This window comes from Aporhodopirellula sallentina SM41 (assembly GCF_000346505.1).
Lineage (GTDB): Bacteria > Planctomycetota > Planctomycetia > Pirellulales > Pirellulaceae > Rhodopirellula > Rhodopirellula sallentina.
Map to the genome: position 1 here is coordinate 61,017 of NZ_ANOH01000169.1, position 16,582 is coordinate 77,598.

Annotated in this window: 12 protein-coding genes; 5 read left to right on the forward strand and 7 right to left on the reverse strand. The window is 56.8% G+C overall.

The genetic code is table 11. From position 1 onward, the window contains the following. Positions 1–2: 2 nt before the first annotated feature. The 4 genes from RSSM_RS11215 to RSSM_RS11230 are packed head-to-tail and all read right to left on the reverse strand — an operon-like array spanning position 3 to position 6,252. Positions 3–1,571: a calmodulin gene (locus RSSM_RS11215; protein ID WP_008678151.1), complete on the reverse strand. Its 1,569-nt coding sequence runs from the start codon at positions 1,569–1,571 to the stop codon at positions 3–5. Then, on the reverse strand, positions 1,568–2,887 hold the full coding sequence (locus tag RSSM_RS11220) for a DUF1501 domain-containing protein (RefSeq protein ID WP_008678153.1): 1,320 nt from the start codon (positions 2,885–2,887) through the stop codon (positions 1,568–1,570). The genes RSSM_RS11215 and RSSM_RS11220 overlap by 4 nt, the downstream gene beginning before the upstream one ends. Positions 2,888–2,935: 48 nt before the next feature. Beyond that, positions 2,936–5,650: a DUF1553 domain-containing protein gene (locus RSSM_RS11225; protein WP_008678155.1), complete on the reverse strand. Its 2,715-nt coding sequence runs from the start codon at positions 5,648–5,650 to the stop codon at positions 2,936–2,938. Beyond that, positions 5,647–6,252 (reverse strand): RNA polymerase sigma factor, encoded by a 606-nt coding sequence (locus tag RSSM_RS11230; protein ID WP_008678156.1) that lies wholly within the window; start codon positions 6,250–6,252, stop codon positions 5,647–5,649. Before RSSM_RS11230 ends, RSSM_RS11225 begins: the two co-directional genes overlap by 4 nt. A 228-nt stretch (positions 6,253–6,480) precedes the next feature. Here RSSM_RS11230 and RSSM_RS11240 point away from each other — a divergent pair, with 228 nt between their 5' ends. The 4 genes from RSSM_RS11240 (at position 6,481) to RSSM_RS11260 (ending at position 13,822) form a co-directional block, all read left to right on the forward strand. Further along, on the forward strand, positions 6,481–7,443 hold the full coding sequence (locus RSSM_RS11240; RefSeq protein WP_236621085.1) for a ThuA domain-containing protein: 963 nt from the start codon (positions 6,481–6,483) through the stop codon (positions 7,441–7,443). A gap of 185 nt (positions 7,444–7,628) precedes the next feature. After that, the gene (locus RSSM_RS11245) at positions 7,629–8,378 is read left to right on the forward strand and encodes a sulfite exporter TauE/SafE family protein (RefSeq protein WP_008678165.1); all 750 of its coding nucleotides are present in this window, start codon (positions 7,629–7,631) and stop codon (positions 8,376–8,378) included. A 451-nt stretch (positions 8,379–8,829) separates the two neighbouring features. Further along, on the forward strand, positions 8,830–11,946 hold the full coding sequence (locus RSSM_RS31630) for a DEAD/DEAH box helicase (protein WP_236621086.1): 3,117 nt from the start codon (positions 8,830–8,832) through the stop codon (positions 11,944–11,946). Between the two features lie 823 nt (positions 11,947–12,769). Then, entirely contained in the window at positions 12,770–13,822 is a 1,053-nt protein-coding gene (locus RSSM_RS11260) for an AI-2E family transporter (RefSeq protein ID WP_008678170.1), read from the forward strand. A 122-nt stretch (positions 13,823–13,944) separates the two neighbouring features. On the opposite strand, the gene RSSM_RS11265 is transcribed toward RSSM_RS11260, so the two are convergent. Next, positions 13,945–14,421 (reverse strand): dihydrofolate reductase, encoded by a 477-nt coding sequence (locus RSSM_RS11265; RefSeq protein WP_008678172.1) that lies wholly within the window; start codon positions 14,419–14,421, stop codon positions 13,945–13,947. 53 nt (positions 14,422–14,474) lie between these two features. Next, complete coding sequence (locus tag RSSM_RS11270) at positions 14,475–14,843, reverse strand: hypothetical protein (RefSeq protein WP_008678174.1); 369 nt, start codon at positions 14,841–14,843, stop codon at positions 14,475–14,477. A gap of 200 nt (positions 14,844–15,043) precedes the next feature. Between RSSM_RS11270 and RSSM_RS11275 the strand changes: the two genes are divergently transcribed. After that, on the forward strand, positions 15,044–15,817 hold the full coding sequence (locus tag RSSM_RS11275) for a 4'-phosphopantetheinyl transferase family protein (protein ID WP_173403149.1): 774 nt from the start codon (positions 15,044–15,046) through the stop codon (positions 15,815–15,817). On the opposite strand, the gene RSSM_RS11280 is transcribed toward RSSM_RS11275, so the two are convergent. Further along, a partial coding sequence (locus RSSM_RS11280; protein WP_315850016.1) for a glutamate ligase domain-containing protein occupies positions 15,814–16,582 on the reverse strand: 769 nt, incomplete at its 5' end. The two genes, RSSM_RS11275 and RSSM_RS11280, sit on opposite strands and share 4 nt — an antisense overlap.

Consider the following 16,582-nt stretch of genomic DNA (forward strand, 5'->3'; position numbering starts at 1 on the left):
TGCTATTGATCATCGGTGGTGAGTTCTGCGGGTGTGATGAGCCCATCTTTGTTGACGTCGTATTCGCCGAATCGATTGGGCGATCCGAGAAATTCGTCTTGCGAGAGAGAACCGTCGCGGTTGGTATCCATTCCGACGAACCAGTCGGGAGTCTGCACGTCCGGGGCGGTTGGTGACGTCGGGCTACGTGGCGTCGAGGTATCGAGATTGACTGTGGCGGAGTTGCCTTGCGAAATGACGACGTGAAAGGAGACCGGCCACTCGTCAGGAGTGATCGATCGGTCATCGTTGCGATCGAGCTGCATCAGTCGATCGACCGCGGCTCGCTGTTCGAGTTCGACGAGTCGTCCGTCTGCGTTCTGGTCGAGATGATTCCAGAGCGGTTGATCGCCGAGGAACGCCGCGATCGAAAATTGACAACGTGCGACCGGCGAGAGCTCGGGTGATTCGTATGCGGTGAAGTGGACTCGCATCGGTCCGTGCGAATCGGCAATTGTTACCGAGACATGGTTGCCGTTTCCAAAAACGTCGGTGGTATCCGATTGCACGGTTAGTCGACTTGTTTGCTCCGGTTCATCGGCCGGTGGGGTTGTGCCGGAGGAACGAACATTCGCAGTAGCGATGAGCGTCGCGAGAGTCGTGTTGGCGGATGATTCCGATGTTGGTTTTGCCCACCGCAGATTCCACTGCGTTCGGGCGGCGGAGTGGATAGGTGGTCGGCGATCCCGAGCGACGGCGGACTGTAGTTCGGCCGTTGAAACGATGCGATTACGATCGTTGTCGAGACGTTTGAGTTGCTCCGGCAGCGATGCTATTTCGTCAGAACTGAGGTTGCCGTCTCGGTCTCTGTCGAGCCAAGTCAGCAACGGCTCAAAAGCCGGTCGAGGTGGTGAAACCGCGTCTCTGGCGATCAGCCATACGGGGCCGGGCCGCCACTGGTCCAGCATCCAACGCAGTTCGTCTTTGTCGACGTCGACCGTTCCGGTGGCGGATACAAAGCGTTCGAGTTTCGTCAGAACGCTGTCTCGCACATACGCTTTCGGCCGGACCGCAGACGTGGCGTCTTCGTCTTGCGTTTGTGTCGGATTTTCGCTTTGAGAAGTCTCGTTCGACGTGATTGTTTTCTCGTTCGAATGTCCGTCCGCGCGGTCAATCGTTTCGCTCAGCAGTTTTTCAACGTGTTGTTGTGGCGTGTTTCCGTCGATGAACACCGATAGGCTGATCTGAATGACACCTCGTGGCGTTCGTAGTTCGAGGGGAACGACTGAGTGATTATCGACGTTGCGAGTGGTTGGTTGAGACCATTGACCGTTTGCGTCGGCGTCATAGTCCAAGAGTCTGCGGTTGGCTTCCGCGATCGCGCTGTTGTAGACGCCGGTTGAAATCATGGACGTGTCATCTCCGGTCGTTGCCGTTCGTGCCATCGGAACGCTGGCTTCACCGGCGAGAATAGGTGGTGGCGCGCCGCACGTGACCAGCAAAGCCACCGTCATGAATGCACGTGACGCTGCCCGATGCAAAATGCTTTGCAGGGAGGACTGGGTAAAGAAGAGGTTCGCACCGACCGTCATACGTAGAGGTCCTCGATCGGATCGGCGTCCACGATTGGAACGGGCCGCCCGCTTTCGTTCATCACCGTGTCGCTCGGGCTGACCCCGGTTGCGGCACAGATCGTTGCCAGCCATTGAGGAATGCTGACCGGGTTGTCGACGATTTGCATTCCGTCGTCGGAGGTTTTGCCATAGGCCTGTCCCATGGCGACATCGCCTCCGGCCAACACTCCCGCGAAGGCACGAGGAAAGTGGTCGCGACCGGCGCTTGCGTTGATTCGCGGGGTGCGTCCGAATTCGCCCATGCAGACGACGGTGGTGGATTCCAAAAGACCTCTGCCTGAGAGATCCTCGAGCAACGTCGCAAAGCCGGCGTCGAGTTCGCGGGATAGATTCTCGACAGCGGGGAAGTTCTGCGCGTGACTGTCCCATGAACTCCCGCCGATCGTGCTCCGGCTGAGCGTGACTTCGACGCATGCCACGCCCGCTGCGACGAGTCGACGTGCGAGCAGGCAACCTTGTCCGAAAGTACCAACCCCGTAGCGACGGCGGAGGGCTTCCGGTTCGCCGGAGAGATCAAACACGTCTGCCTGTCCGCTGCTCATCAAATCACGGGCGTTTTCATAGGTGCCGCGATGAGAACGCAGGCCGTTGTTTGGCCGTTGAGCCAAGAACCCGCTCTCAAAGGATTCCCAAAGTTGGAAACGCCGCTGCCAACGCGATTCATCGATCGTGGAATGGCGGGCAAGGGCGTTGACGGACAGCGATGCGGGACTGCCCGATCGGATGTCGTCGCCGGGGGACGCCGATCCGGCGACAGCGACATCCATCGGCTGATACCGTGGCCCCAAAAAACCGGACCCGATTGGACGGGCAGCGACGAAACCATCCGAGCCGATTGAAACGAGTGGCGGCAGCGTGGTGCGGTCGGGTGAAAGTTGATGACCCAGGCGTGAACGGAGAGCCGGTGGTTTAATCGGGCCACCCATCTTTTCTCCGGTTTGCAGGAGATACGCTCCCCTTTCGTGGTCGCCTTCTTTGCTGGTCAATGTCCTGACGATCGCCAGTTTGTCGGCATGTTTGGCGAGGCTCGGCAGGTGCTCGCTGAAACGAACACCAGGGACGTTGGTCGCGATCTCTGAGAACTCGCCACCGTTCTCATGCTGCGGCTTCATGTCGAACGTATCGGTTTGGCTGGGCCCTCCCGACATCCACAAAATGATGCACGCGCGTTTGCGTTGATTCGATGACATCGCTGTTGCCAGGTTGGGCAACAATCCCGACAGCGCAGCGGCGCCAGTCGCCACGGTTGTGTGCAAGAAATTTCGACGTTTCATAGAAATGGACTCGAAGATTGGTAGACCTTTGCTCGTTACACGCGTGGTTCAATGGTTGGTTGCGAATTCAGCCCCATTGAGCAGTGCCCACACCAGGTCAGACAGTATTTCAGCGGCCGGTGCGTCCGGACTTTCTTTCAAGAGACTTTGCACGAGTCGCATTTCGTCGGCCGACGGAGGCCTTCCCAGCAGAGACAGAAAGACAGTTTCGATCCGGTCTTCGTCGGAAAAGAACGGGGCACGTAGGCCGCGAATCAACTGCGAGGTGTCCTCGCCCGCCGATAGGTTGGAGAGGTTGCCGTTCATCAGTGAGAGAGCCTGAGGGATCCCGGCTTGATATTCCAGAACGTTGTTCGCGGTGCTCGCAAACTGTTCGACAAACGCGGCCCGGGCGGTGTCGGTAAACCGATTGATGCCCGTCGTCGGATCGGTCACGTAGACCGAACCGGAACGTCCGCCGGAGGCGACCAGGAGACAATCGTAGAGTTGTTCCGCGGTCAGCCAACGGACCGGCATCGAGTTGAACGTGGGTCGCTCTTCGGGTTCTTCCGCATTGCTGGTTTGTCGGTAGGCATCGGAAAGGACGATAGCGCGGACGACTGCTCGTACGTCGTATCCACTCGCGATGAAGTACTCAGCGAGTTGTTCCATCAATTCCTTCGACAGCGGTGGGTTGTGAGGCCCAAAGTCGTCACGAGGCTCAACCAAACCCGCGCCGAAGAAGTGAGACCAGAGAAGATTCACTGTCGCTCGCGCGAATTGTCGGTTGTTTGGATTCGTTAACCACTCTGCTAAACGGCGTCGACGCTGATCAGACTGCGGGGACTCGTCGAGCAAACCCGCACCCAACAAGCGTGGCGGGACGACTTGATCGGTGTCCGGCAACGTGACTTCACCTTCCCCGACATCTTTCACCCTCAGGACGCTCGACATCGTGTTCATCGTTCCCGAGGGACGCGAGATACGAGCGAACAACGCGGCGTAACCCCAGAAATCAGTTTGTGTCCACGTGTCGTATGGGTGGTCGTGGCACATTGCACAGTCGATCCGTGTGCCAAGGAATGTCCGCGCGGTTTGTTTCGCCAGGTGGTCCGGTTTCATCTCCAAGGCGGTCGTGAATAAAACCGGGCCTTGGTCACCGACACGTCCCTCGGCGAGTAATAGTTGCCGCGTGATTTCATCGTAGGAGACGTGTGCCGCAAACTGATCGGCGAGCCAAGCTTCGAAAGCCGGGCGACCTCCAAACTGTTCCAACTCGACATCAGGCGGCAGCAACCAACGCGACCAGACCGCCGCCATGTTGGAATCGAAATCCGGCAAATCGAGTAGCTCGTTAATAACGGCGTCCATGTTCGGTTTACCGTCGTGGAACGCCCTGCGGATTTCGCCGACATGTGGGATCCGACCGATCAGGTCCAAATGCATGCGCCGAAACAACGTGTAGGAATCGGCAGGAGGGTTGGCACGCATTCCGCGCGACCGCCAAACGTCTGACAACCGGCCGTCGATAACTTTCGCCATCGCTACCGCGTTATCGGGGACGTCCACCGGTACTGCGACATCCCATCGTCGACGTGAGAGGGGCGCCGCGGCGGTGTCTCCCGTTTGGGCATTCGCGGGTGAGATAACCGTGACGATCGGATCCGGTTCCGATTCGTCGGCGCCATCGGACGGCGGCACGAGAAGCGATCCTGCGGAAAACGCCTGTTCGTCGTCGGGTTCTTCCGATTCACCATCGCGTCCCCTGGTGACGACAGAATCGGATCCCGGCAGGGGCAGGTCGCCGTTTGCCATTTTCGTTGCCAATGACGGGGGAATACCGAGCGAGGCCAATTCAGTAGGACCTTGAGCTGGATATGCGAGCGGCAACGTGTCATCGGTGCGGTCAGGATGGTTAGACGAATCGATGTCCATCCAAACCGGCAGTCCCGTTTCAGATTCGATACCGAATCGAACGTCAAACGGATCTGATTGCGAGTCGTCGTCTCGGAAGCGGACGGTCAACTCGACGTCGGCTCCTTTGCGATGGTCGATTCTGCGCGTCGATTCTGAAACGATTTGAAGGGAAGAGTTGGACGTGTTGCGGATCGCGCCGAGCACCTTGAGGATGCGGATGTTGCGTTGTGCGGTCACTCCGGTGGGTACCGGATTGATCGTGCGGGCATCGCGGTCGAAACGCGTTAGCAATCCGTTTTGATTCGAAACAACGACAGCCTCGGCAGACTCAAGTGCGGCGAACTCACCCTCGGTTGACAACCAACCGACGAACGGTCGGCCTGCGTCCATGAAATTCGCACGCACAAAGGCTTGATCACTCAATCGAGCCCGCATGATCTCAAAGCTGTGTGCCGTTCCGGCGGGCCACATCAACATCATCAATACCGCCGCGGCGGATGCGACGAGCCCCAGACTGATACGTCGCCAAGACGATGCGTGATCCGATCGTCGGGTTTCGACCGGCGTTGTTGGTTGATCGTAGGGCTTGGTTTCCAGCGATGTTGAGTCGAACGGTTCGACGGCAGAGCGATCTTGAGCCGAAAGATCGTCGGATTTGTTCGCGCTCGATCCGTTGGGCGGAAACGAATTGGGTGGAAACGATTTGCTGTCGGCCGGAATCGAAAGACGGCGGTTCAGTAGCTCATTCAGGTCTTCTGCGAATTTGGGATCGACATCGGGAGCGGTGAAACCCTCTTTGATCATGTTGCCGATGAGGACGTCAACGTCTCGATCGGAATCCGGTGGATGGTCGGGTCGATGGTTCATGCGTGGCCTCCGCTGTCGAGGACATTCTGCGGCACGGTCGCGTCTTGATCGTTGGTGAGGCGTTGATGTTCGTGGCGGAACGACTTTCGGGCGCGGTAGAGCAACGAGTTGGTGGCCGAGGCGGAGAGTCCGATCGCCTCGGCGATCTGTTCATTGGACAAATCATCGAGGTACCGCAATTCGATCACTTGGCGGTATTCCGCCGCGAGGTTTTCGAGGATTTGATGAACGAGATGCCGCTGTTCTTGGGTCTCGATCAGTTGAATCGGGTTGGACGAATCCTTTTCGTCGATCCGGGTACCGGACTGGGCCATCGCCACGGTGGCGCGGCGTTGCAGTTGTCGTCGGCGAACCCAGTCGACTGATTTGTTGCGGACGACGACCCGCGACCACGCCAGCACGGCGACATCGTTGGAGGGGAGTTCATCGAGTTTGGCGACCAAGGTCATGAACGTTTCTGACGTGATCTCTTCGGCGGCGCTGCGGTCATTGACCTGCGACCATGCAAATGTATAGACCGAGGGCAGCAGCCACGCGTAAAGCTCATCGAAGGCTTCGCGGCTGCCGTCTTGGGCTCGGCTGATTCGCTGGGAAGAGGTCAAGAAAAGAATCCGAGTCGTGGGATCGAATACTGCTTAGTCGTAGACGCTACCCTTTGCGCTCGATTAATTCGTCAGGAGTCTCCCTAATCGTAGCGGAGATCGCTAAAGCACACCAATTTTCGCCAGCGAGATCGCGTTTGTGGGAAACGTCTCGGCAGCGACCGCGAGTTCGCGACGCGGTACAATCTCCCCGCTCGACCGATGACTCCTGCTGCGACGATACCGAACATGTTGTTTCGACCCCGAACCGTTTTGACCGAAGTCCCACCGATTCGTGACGATATACAAAGGGGCAACACGACGGCGTTGACGAAGAGATTGACGAGAAGATTGACGAAGAGGTTGCCGCCGGTCTGCGTCTGGATCGGGGCGTTATTGGTTGCATCGTTCATGCCGATGCATGCCTTGTTGCCTCACGCATGTGCGGATCAGGCGGTCCCGGTTCATTCGGAAGGGCAGAGCAACGCGGATGGGCAGAGTCCGTCGGCGCGGCGACCGGTGGTCGCGATCATGATCGGTGAGCCCGAGTACAAGACACGCGAAACGTTGCCGCGATTCGCAGCGAAAAATCTGCAGCAAGATTATGACGTTGTTTTTGTGTTGGAAGATTCAGAGAACGAAGGATCTTTCCCCGAGATCGACCGAATCGCGACGGCCGATGTGTTGGTGATCAGCGTTCGTCGAAAGACTCTCCCAAAATCTCAACTCGACGTGGTGAGACGTTTTGTTGCAGAAGGTGGATCGGTCGTTGGGATTCGCACGGCGAACCATGCGTTCTGTTTGCGTAAAGGAAAATCGCCGCCGGAATGTGATCAGTGGCCCCAATTTGATGCGGAAGTTTTCGGTGGTAACTACACCGGGCACTATCCGAACGATCAGGCTTCGACCGTTTGCGTGGCCGAGCGATCCCAAGATCATCGGATTGTTGAAAGCATGGGTGTGGATTGTTTCGAACAAATCGGCTCGTTGTATCGAACCTCGCCCTTGGCGGACGGCGCGCACGTGTTGTTGACGGGAAAACTGCAGTCGTCCGATCGTGAACCTTTTGCGGCGGAACCGGTTGCCTGGACTTACACGCGTCCCGACGGAGGGCATTCCTTTTACACATCGCTCGGCCATCCGGCGGAGTTCGAAAAGCCGGCGTTCGAACGGTTGCTCCGCGGTGCCATCGACTGGATCGTCGAGCAATAACGCGGACGTGCGAACGGTTGTGTCAAAACGGTTTTGCGATCATAACGGGGACGCGTGTTTCCGTTTGGAATTGTCCTGATTCGGATGGATGATGATGGCACGTCCGCAGAGTCGTTGAATCGATACCGGCGTCAGCTCGGCGGGGTATTCGATGAGTCCGCCTCGGTTTCGCAACGGATGTTTGCATGTTGACCAGTATCACGCCGGATCATTGGGCGTGCTTGATCATCGGCGCGATGGGAATTGGCGTCTCGAAGTCGGGGTTCCCTGGTATCAGCATGCTGCACGTCGTGCTGTACGCATTTGTATTTGGGGCACTCGAATCGACCGGCGTGTTGCTGCCCATGTTGGTGGTGGGCGATGTTTGTGCGATCCGTTTCTTTGGCCGCGAGGCGAATTGGAAGCACGTTCGACGACTGTTGCCCCCCACCGTTGCCGGCATTCTGATCGGATGGTTGATGATGGATCGGCTTGACGCCGGGCAGTTCAAATTGATCGTCGGCGGGATCATTCTTGCATTGACTGGTGTTCAGTTAACCCGAACGTTTCGTCCCGGTTGGTTCGATTCGGTGCCTCATCAAACGTGGTTTGCGGTGGTGTTGGGGTTGCTCGCCGGAGTGACGACCATGCTCGCCAATGCGGCCGGTCCGGTGGTTGCACTGTATTTACTCGCGGTCGCATTGCCGAAATGGGAATTGATCGGAACGAGTGCGTGGTTGTTCCTGGTGCTGAACATTCTCAAATTGCCGTTGAGTTTCCAATTGGGGCTGATCAGTTGGAATACGTTGCTGATCGGGGCGGTGATGGCGCCGGCGATTCCTCTTGGAATGTTAGGGGGCCGTTGGCTTGTCGGACGTGTGCCGCAAAAATGGTTCAACCTGATCTTGCTCGGCTTTACCGCGATCGCTTCACTGCGTCTAATCGGGTGGATTTAATAGTCAAAAAACGCTTAAAAGCTTCGTCTTCGGCCAAGATCGTAGGATGCCCATGTCTCGCCGCAAAAGTACGGTTTCAACCTCCAAAAGCCAAACTGCTGGACTGTTTCAACGCAAGTTGGCGGCGCTAATAGGGAACTCGGAACCATTGGCGTCCGGCGAATTGAGCTCGCTATTCGACGACTTGGATTTATTGGACGAGGATCCCGAATGGATTGTCGAAGATTGGGCGGACGCTTTTGAAGACCTTTACTCCGCTGCTCCGTCGGAGTTTATTCACGATAAACGCAAGTTTTCATTTGTCGTCAACGAAGTATTTCACGACGGCGAATTTCACGGTACTTGCGCCGATGGCGGGACAGTGTATCCCGTTTTCGCCCGGATATACCATGACGTAGTACCGGCGGCGTGCTCGTGTCCAAAATCCCGAGGAAAGGACCCCTGCGTTCATGTGGTCAAGTTCGTCCAATATCTCGCCCGCGAACTTGCCGATAAGTCGTCTGCTCTCTACCGCCAGGTTACCGAGGAAAAGTTCACTTCTGGCAAACCCAACATGGCGTTGTACGAGCCGTCCCCGATTGAGGCGTTCTTTCGTGACTTTGACAGCGAATGGGAGCGTGCCGAACTCGACGGTGATGCGACCGACGAACACGATACCGTTGCGTTAAATAGCACGACGAACCAAAGCCGATTGGCATGGCGTATCGAGCATGCCGACGGAGATTTCGAATTGTATTCGGTTGTGCAACAACCCAAGAAACGCGGCCGTGGATTCACGAAAGGCCGACGCATCAAGTTCGAAACAGCACAGCGAGATCATGAACTTTCCCGTAGTCGCCAGGATGAACGTGCGTTGTCATGCGTTCGATATGAAGAGTCTTACTACAGCTACCGGGGCGAGATGGTTATCGATGTCTACGGTGCAATCGACGCTCTGATTGGTGCAAAGAATGTTTTTATGGACACGGATCCGGTGGAGGTGCGACGTGACAGTTATGAATTCGAAATTCTAGAACAAGATGGCTTTTACATCTGTTTGCCGCACTTGGCATCCAATGACGAGGCGGCCAAGGATCGCGTGCGTAGCGAGCGGCTCGAAAGGAGGCGAGGAAACATTCAAAGTCCGTCGGCTCGAATAATCACGACCAATAGGAAAAACGCGTTCCTCGATATCAATTTCGATGAACACGTTGTCTGTTTGGTGGAATGCGATCCGGATGATTTTCGGTTTGTGATGATGCTCTTGCAGATGCAGGCGATACCAACGTCACATGGTGACAAACTGTTTGAGCGGATTGAGAAAATCCAATCACGACTGTCGATTCGATTGCCGGAACAAAGCTCGGGACCGCTCGTTGATGTGTCATCGAGACCGGTCGTATTGATGCGAAGCAACGCTGACGGTTCGCTCGATTTGGCTCTACGTGTTCGTGACCACGCGGGACGTTTACGCGTGCCCGGGGCGGCTCCGGTGGTATCGACCGGAGAGCAGGACGGTCGGCAGGTTCAGTTCCGCCGTAACATCGCGGAAGAACTCCAACACGCTCAGCAGCTTTCCGGCGCGCTGCGGTTTGACGCGTTGCAAGCCGACGATGGGATCGCGTCGGAACAATTCGCAGGTCATTTGACCGATTTCGGTGACATCTTGAACATGATCGATCTGTTGCAGTCATGGGCTTCCGAAGAGGAACAGGGGCGGAGTCTCGGTCGCGCGTTTGACGGAATACCGGTGCCGGAAGTGCTGTGGGATCGAAACAGCGAAAAGCCGCTGTCGGTGTTGGGCAGCATCTCGAGCAACAACGTTCGCGTCGAGATTAATCGAAAGCGGGACTGGTTCGGAATCAGCGGTCAGTGTGACGTCGGAGGGAAGCAGATTGCGCTCAGCGAGTTGCTGCAGAATCTGACGAACGACGATGTGGATCATCTGCACGGCGACTTCGTCAAGTTGAAAGACGGCCAATGGGCACGCATCGGTGAGAAGCTGCGAAATCGGCTGCGACGATTGCGAGACGCGACGCACGCGGACCGCAAGACGATGAAAGTGGACGCGACCGCCGCGCCTGCAATTCGCGATTTTTTAGGCGAAGGCGAGATTCAGTACAAAGCCGTCAAAGCGTGGAACCAGTGTCTCGAACGTCTCTCGCGGGCAGAGAAGCTCGAACCCCAAGTGCCTAAGGGGCTCGACGCGAATCTGCGTGATTACCAGGTCGATGGGTTTCGGTGGCTGCGACGGTTGGCCGAGTGGGGCGTCGGCGGTGTGCTCGCCGATGACATGGGATTGGGGAAAACACTGCAGACTCTGGCCGTGTTGTTGGACCGGAAAGACGAAGGACCGGCGTTGGTAATCGCACCGACCAGCGTCGCGTTCAACTGGGTACGAGAAGCCGAACGGTTTGCTCCGGCGTTGTCCGTGCACATGTACCGCGAGACCGATCGCGCTGAGTTTCTGAAATCAGTCGCCGCCGGAGACTTGGTGATCTGCAGCTATGGTTTGGCGCTAAGAGACGGCGAAGCTCTCGCGGGAGTCGATTGGGGATCGGTGGTATTGGACGAGGCGCAAGCCATCAAGAACAGCCGCAGCAAAACATCCAAGGCGATCGCAACGATTCCTTCGAAGTGGACGATCGCACTCACGGGGACACCGGTGGAGAATCACCTCGGTGAACTGTGGAGTTTGTTCCACGTTGTCTCACCGGGAGTGTTTGGTGGTTGGGAGCAATTTCGCAAACGCTTCGCCACGCCGATCGAGAAAGAGAACAATGAGGCGGCGCGACTCGGACTCGCCGAGCGGCTCAAACCGTTCGTGCTGCGTCGCAAGAAGTCTGAGGTGCTGAAAGACTTGCCGCCACGGACGGAAATGAATTTGTATGTCGATCTCTCGAAAGAAGAACGCGAAGAGTATGAGCGTGTACGTCTCGAAGCGATCGGTGAAGTCGACCAGATCGAGTCGCTGACCAAAACGCAGGATCAACGCTTTCGAATCCTGGCATTGATCACCCGGTTACGGCAGATCAGTTGCAACGCGAAGTTGGTCAACGGATCCTTCGAAGGTGAGGCGGCCAAACTCGTTCAGCTCCGTGAAACGTTGACCAACCTCAAAGAGGAAGGTCACCGGGCGTTGATCTTTAGCCAGTTCACCGAACACCTCGCGTTGATCCGCAGCGAACTCGATGACGCCGGATTCACCTACGAGTACTTGGACGGTTCGACGCCCGCTCAAGCACGGCAAGATCGCGTTGATGCGTTTCAAAACGGAACGGCGGACGCGTTTTTGATCTCACTCAAGGCGGGAGGTACCGGATTGAATTTGACCGCGGCGGACTATGTCATCCACATGGACCCGTGGTGGAATCCGGCGGTCGAAGATCAGGCGACGGACCGGGCTCACCGGATCGGTCAGCAGAAACCTGTCATGGTGTACCGGATCATTGCCCGGGGCACGATTGAGGAAGAAATTCTCTCCCTTCACGAATCGAAACGTGATCTCGTTGCGGGCGTAATGGAGGGAACCGCGGCCGCCGCGAAGCTAAGTAACGACGAGTTGATCGGCATGCTGCGAAACGGCTAGAGACTTTTGAAGAACGATGTAGCCAGGATTCGTGCGATTTCAGTTACAGGGACCGGGCATTTTAAATTTCAAGTTGCTCTCGTATTCGGACGCAGCGTGGTGTTCGGGTAGGCGGTAGTGGATCTTGTGAAAGATCCTTCTGTATGAGGATCTTCCACAAGATCCACTACTCGAAAATGGAGACGACATAGACTAACAGTATGCGACAGAAGTCGCTTCTGAAGCGCACTTGATCCACTCACTGAACCTGATTTGATGGGACGACTTAGCGACGCACTGATCTCGTTTGTCGGAATTCGGATCTCTAGCCGATATCCCGAGGAGATCGTCGTTTCATTCGTGGGCACATACGTTTGTGAGTTAACACGAAAGACAGTCGATCAACTGTTCTCCTCTGATCGCTTTCGGTCGAGAAGAGTATCGGCGTTTGACCGCTTTCACTACGCCTATCATGACGATGTTTACGCATTCGACGCTCCTCGATCATTGCATGCTGAGTGCGAATACGATGAAGGCCAGACTGCGACTGCGTTCTTGAATCCAAACCATCCAGATGACATTTGGTTTGAGAATCGATGCCAGGTAGGCAAATTGATTCAAGCGACGGCAGATCCTGTCGGCAGATGGCTCGGGCAACAATCACGCCATCGCTAGTTGATACGTGGCAAAGCGTTCCGTAGTCCCCGGTGACGTCGGCGGTTTGGTATGTCAGTTGCTCGGAAAGGGTGAGGCAGGTGTTGACGTTTGGAGCCGTGTCGGCCGAATGAACGTCGAAAACCTGCGATCGCGGTACGCTTTCTTCAGAACCTGACCGGAACCCTTTATGCTCCAAACAACGCATTCAAGATCACTCGTCTTTGCCGTATTGTTGTTCGGACTCGTGTTGGCCGCCGCCGGAGTGTTGATTCAAACGGTGAATGTGCTGCTGCTGATCCTCGCCGGTTTGCTCTTTGGCATCTTTGTGCATGGGATCTCGAGCTGGCTCGCCGAGCGCACGCCGCTACCGTACACCGGCAGCTATCTGATCGTTGTGTTGTTAATGCTGCTCTTGGGAGGGCTCGGGTTCTACTACCTGGGATCGCAAACCGTTCAGCGGGCGAGTCAACTCGGTTCGGAGTTGCAGTCGGCAGGTGACAAGGCAATTGATCGGTTGGACCAGGTGGGTGTGAGCGAGAAGTCTCTAAAGCAATCGTTCAATCTTGAGAAGGTGCTGTCCGACCAAGGGAAATCCGCGTTGATGGGGCTGCTCAGCGGGATGCGTTCGGTGGGGGCGGGGATCACGGCCGCGTTCGTGATTTTGTTTGTCGGTCTGTACGCAGCGTACGAGCCAAGTCTTTATCGCAGCGGCATGTTGAAGTTGGTGCCGATGTCGAAACGTGACCGGGCGGAAGAGGTTTTGATGCAACTCAGGGAGGCGTTGTCGGGGTGGATCATTGGTCGACTGATGTCGATGGCGATCGTCGGCATTCTGACTTCGATCGGTCTGGCTGTGTTGGGAATCCCGTTGCCGGTGACACTCGGTGTGCTCGCGGCGCTGCTGACCTTCATTCCGAACTTTGGTCCGTTGTTGGCGGCAATACCGCAGGTTTTGTTGGCTCTGAATGTTGGTACCGACACGGTGATCTACGTCGTCGTGTTTAACCTGGCGCTCCAAGGGATCGAGAGTTACCTGATCACACCGATGATCCAAAGACACGAAGTAACGTTACCACCCATTTTGACCATCGCCGCGCAGTTGTTGATGGGAATCGTCGTCGGTGTGGTCGGAGTCATGATGGCCGCACCGCTGGTGGTGGTGATCATGGTGATTGTTCAGATGCTGTACGTCGAGGACGAGCTAGGCGATCCCAATCCAGGAAACCTGACCGGTTCGTAGGTCGTTGTCTCGGGGGCAGCAGAGGTTCAGCGGGAAGGCAGATGCGTTAGGAAGAGTGCGTTGCGGTTCCGCTTCATTTGCGGCACTCGGTCTAATTTGCCCGCGTGCTTTTTGCATCCGCATTATTTTCTTAGCATCCGCATCCAGTCGGTCGGGTAGTCGTCCTTGTCGGTCATAGGGACGCTGGTTTGCGAGACGGTTTGGAATTCATGCAGTGGCAGGTCGACTTTGGTGTCGCCGGGAACTTTTGCCCAGACGCGTGTCCACCAGAGTTCTTCACACCGCGGAAGCCACTGCCGATAGATCTCGCCGCCGCCGACAACGTAGATGTCTTTGCGCTCGGCCGCCTGGAGGATTTCGTCTTCGCTGTGAACGGGTTTGACGCCGTCGATGTGCCACTCTGGGTTGCGGGTGAGAACCCAGGTCTCTCGTCCCGGCAGAGGACGGCCGATGGAGTCGAATGTCTTTCGCCCCATCAGCAGTGTGCCGCCCATGGTGAGCTTTTTGAAACGGCGGAGGTCTGATGACAAGCGCCAGGGCATCGATTGGTCGAGCCCGATGACTCCTTCGGGAGTGGACGCGACGATGGCGATCAGCATGCGATCGAACTTCGTTGAAGGGCTAACGAATCGGGGTGGTTGAAGCAGCTAGCCTAACGTTCCTTGTTCATTTCTTGTAGGACGGCAATACGTTGGTCGAGTTGCCGCATCAAGGATTGGGTGACGGCGATTCGTGAATCGAGTTCACCCTTGAGTTCTCGTTGCAGGTCGAACATCGCGACCTGCCACCGTTGGACTTCCACGGGCGCGTCACTGAGGGGCAGGGCAGTGGAGGATGTTTTGTCGAGGCGACGTTGAATTTCGCGTTCCTCTCCCCGTTGGCGGATTTGACGCCGGCGACGTTGAACAGTCATGCGCGCCATCACCCACCCGAGCAGCAGGAAACCCGCGAGCATCCAGAGTCCGTTGCGATCGACCAGCGCCGTCGCAACCGGAGTATCGAAAGAAGCGAAATCAAACATGAATCGGTTTGGGAAAGGGGGCCGCGGGGAGTTGCGTCGGTGCGGTTCCTGACCCACCACGTGCGTCAACGGTATGGAAAATCCGAACGGATTGCCGCAGTCGTTGTCATCGTCACATCGGGGGACGCGTCTGAGAATTGTCTGGGTGTTGGGTGGGGACTTATTGACGTTGGAGTTTGTTTTTGACGATCATGCCAAACATGCAATCCGAATCTCCCACGTCTTCTGTAGCGATCGAAGTTTGGCACGCCCCTGCGGCATCGGACGTACCGGGCCCGACCGAGTCGTTTTGCGAGCGTTTGTTGCTCGATGAGGAAAAGGTACGTGCGGACCGATTTCGTGTGGCTTCCGCTCGCCACCAACACGTCGTCGGTCGCGGCATGGCGAGAGCGTTGTTGTCGCGAGGGCGATGTGAAAGCCGGGAGATTGATTTCCGGTTGCTCGATCACGGCAAACCGATCGTGCAGTCGCCCGAGGCGGCGTGCCGGGCGTTCAATGTCGCGCACACGAAGGGGTTGGTGTTGTGCGGTTTGGGCGGTCGCGAGCAGTGGTTGGGGGTCGATGTCGAATGGATCGACCGACGCACCGATCCCGATCTCGCTCGGCGGTATTTCGCACCGGCGGAGATTCAGCAGCTCGACGCGACTCGCAATGCCGATGAGCATCGGGAGTTGTTCTTGAAGTTGTGGACACTTAAAGAAGCGTTCATCAAAGCGATCGGTACCGGACTGTACACGCCGCTGGATCAGTTTGCATTTGAGGACGCTGCGAGTGAGCAGCCACGATTGACGTTGGCCGATCCGAAACTGGCGAGAGGAAAGGTGTGGCGATTCGAGAGCTTCGTGCCACGTGACGGTTTCGTCGCCGCGGTGGCGGTTGGAGAAACGGAAACGTTCACGACAAACGATTCGATGGTGCGGTTGACCGCGTTTGAAGAGTGGATCGCCGGACAATCGGAATCTGATCGCCGTTAGCACTCTTGCATCACCTGGTTCAATAACCAGGGGCGCAGTTCGGCGGCGAGGAAGAACGAACCACAGATGACTACGACGCCGTCGCTGCCGGCTTGGTCGATGGCGTTTCGGCATGCGGATAGTGGATCTTCGTTGATCGAGGACCATTGCGATCCGGTGGAGTCGTCGTCGGGATTGTCGGGCGTTTGATCGGCAGCGATTTCCTGAGCGGTTTGGGCGAGCGTTTCGGTGGGGACGTACCTGGGATTTCCGTGATAGCGGGTCAGAACAATCTGATCGAGACTCGAGTGCAGTTCTTTGAGCATCGCGGTGGCATCTTTATCGACGCTGGTACCGAAAACGCCGACGGTCTTTCGTCCCGCGAACCGCGAGCGGATGGTGGCCAAAAGGGCGGCGATCGAGTCCGGGTTGTGGGCCGCATCGAGAATGATCGCTGGTCCGCCGGAAAACGAGAATCGTTCCAAACGGGCTTCGATCTGGAGCCGGGCCAACGCATCGAGCGATTCCGTGCTCGGGGACACACCGAGTTGATCCAACGCGACGATCGCGATGGAAGCGTTGGCGATCTGGTGCTCTCCCTCGAGAAGAAGAGAAACCTGCGTGCGATCGCTGGGGTGAGCCTGATCGGGGATGTCTTCAGAAGATGCGGATCCGGTATCGCTCTCGACTTGGCACCGGACGAGTTCAAACGAGCTGCCCCAAGGTTCGCCGATCGGGTCGGCTCCCGACGCGCGGTGGCAAACCGATTCGATTTGAAAGTTGCGG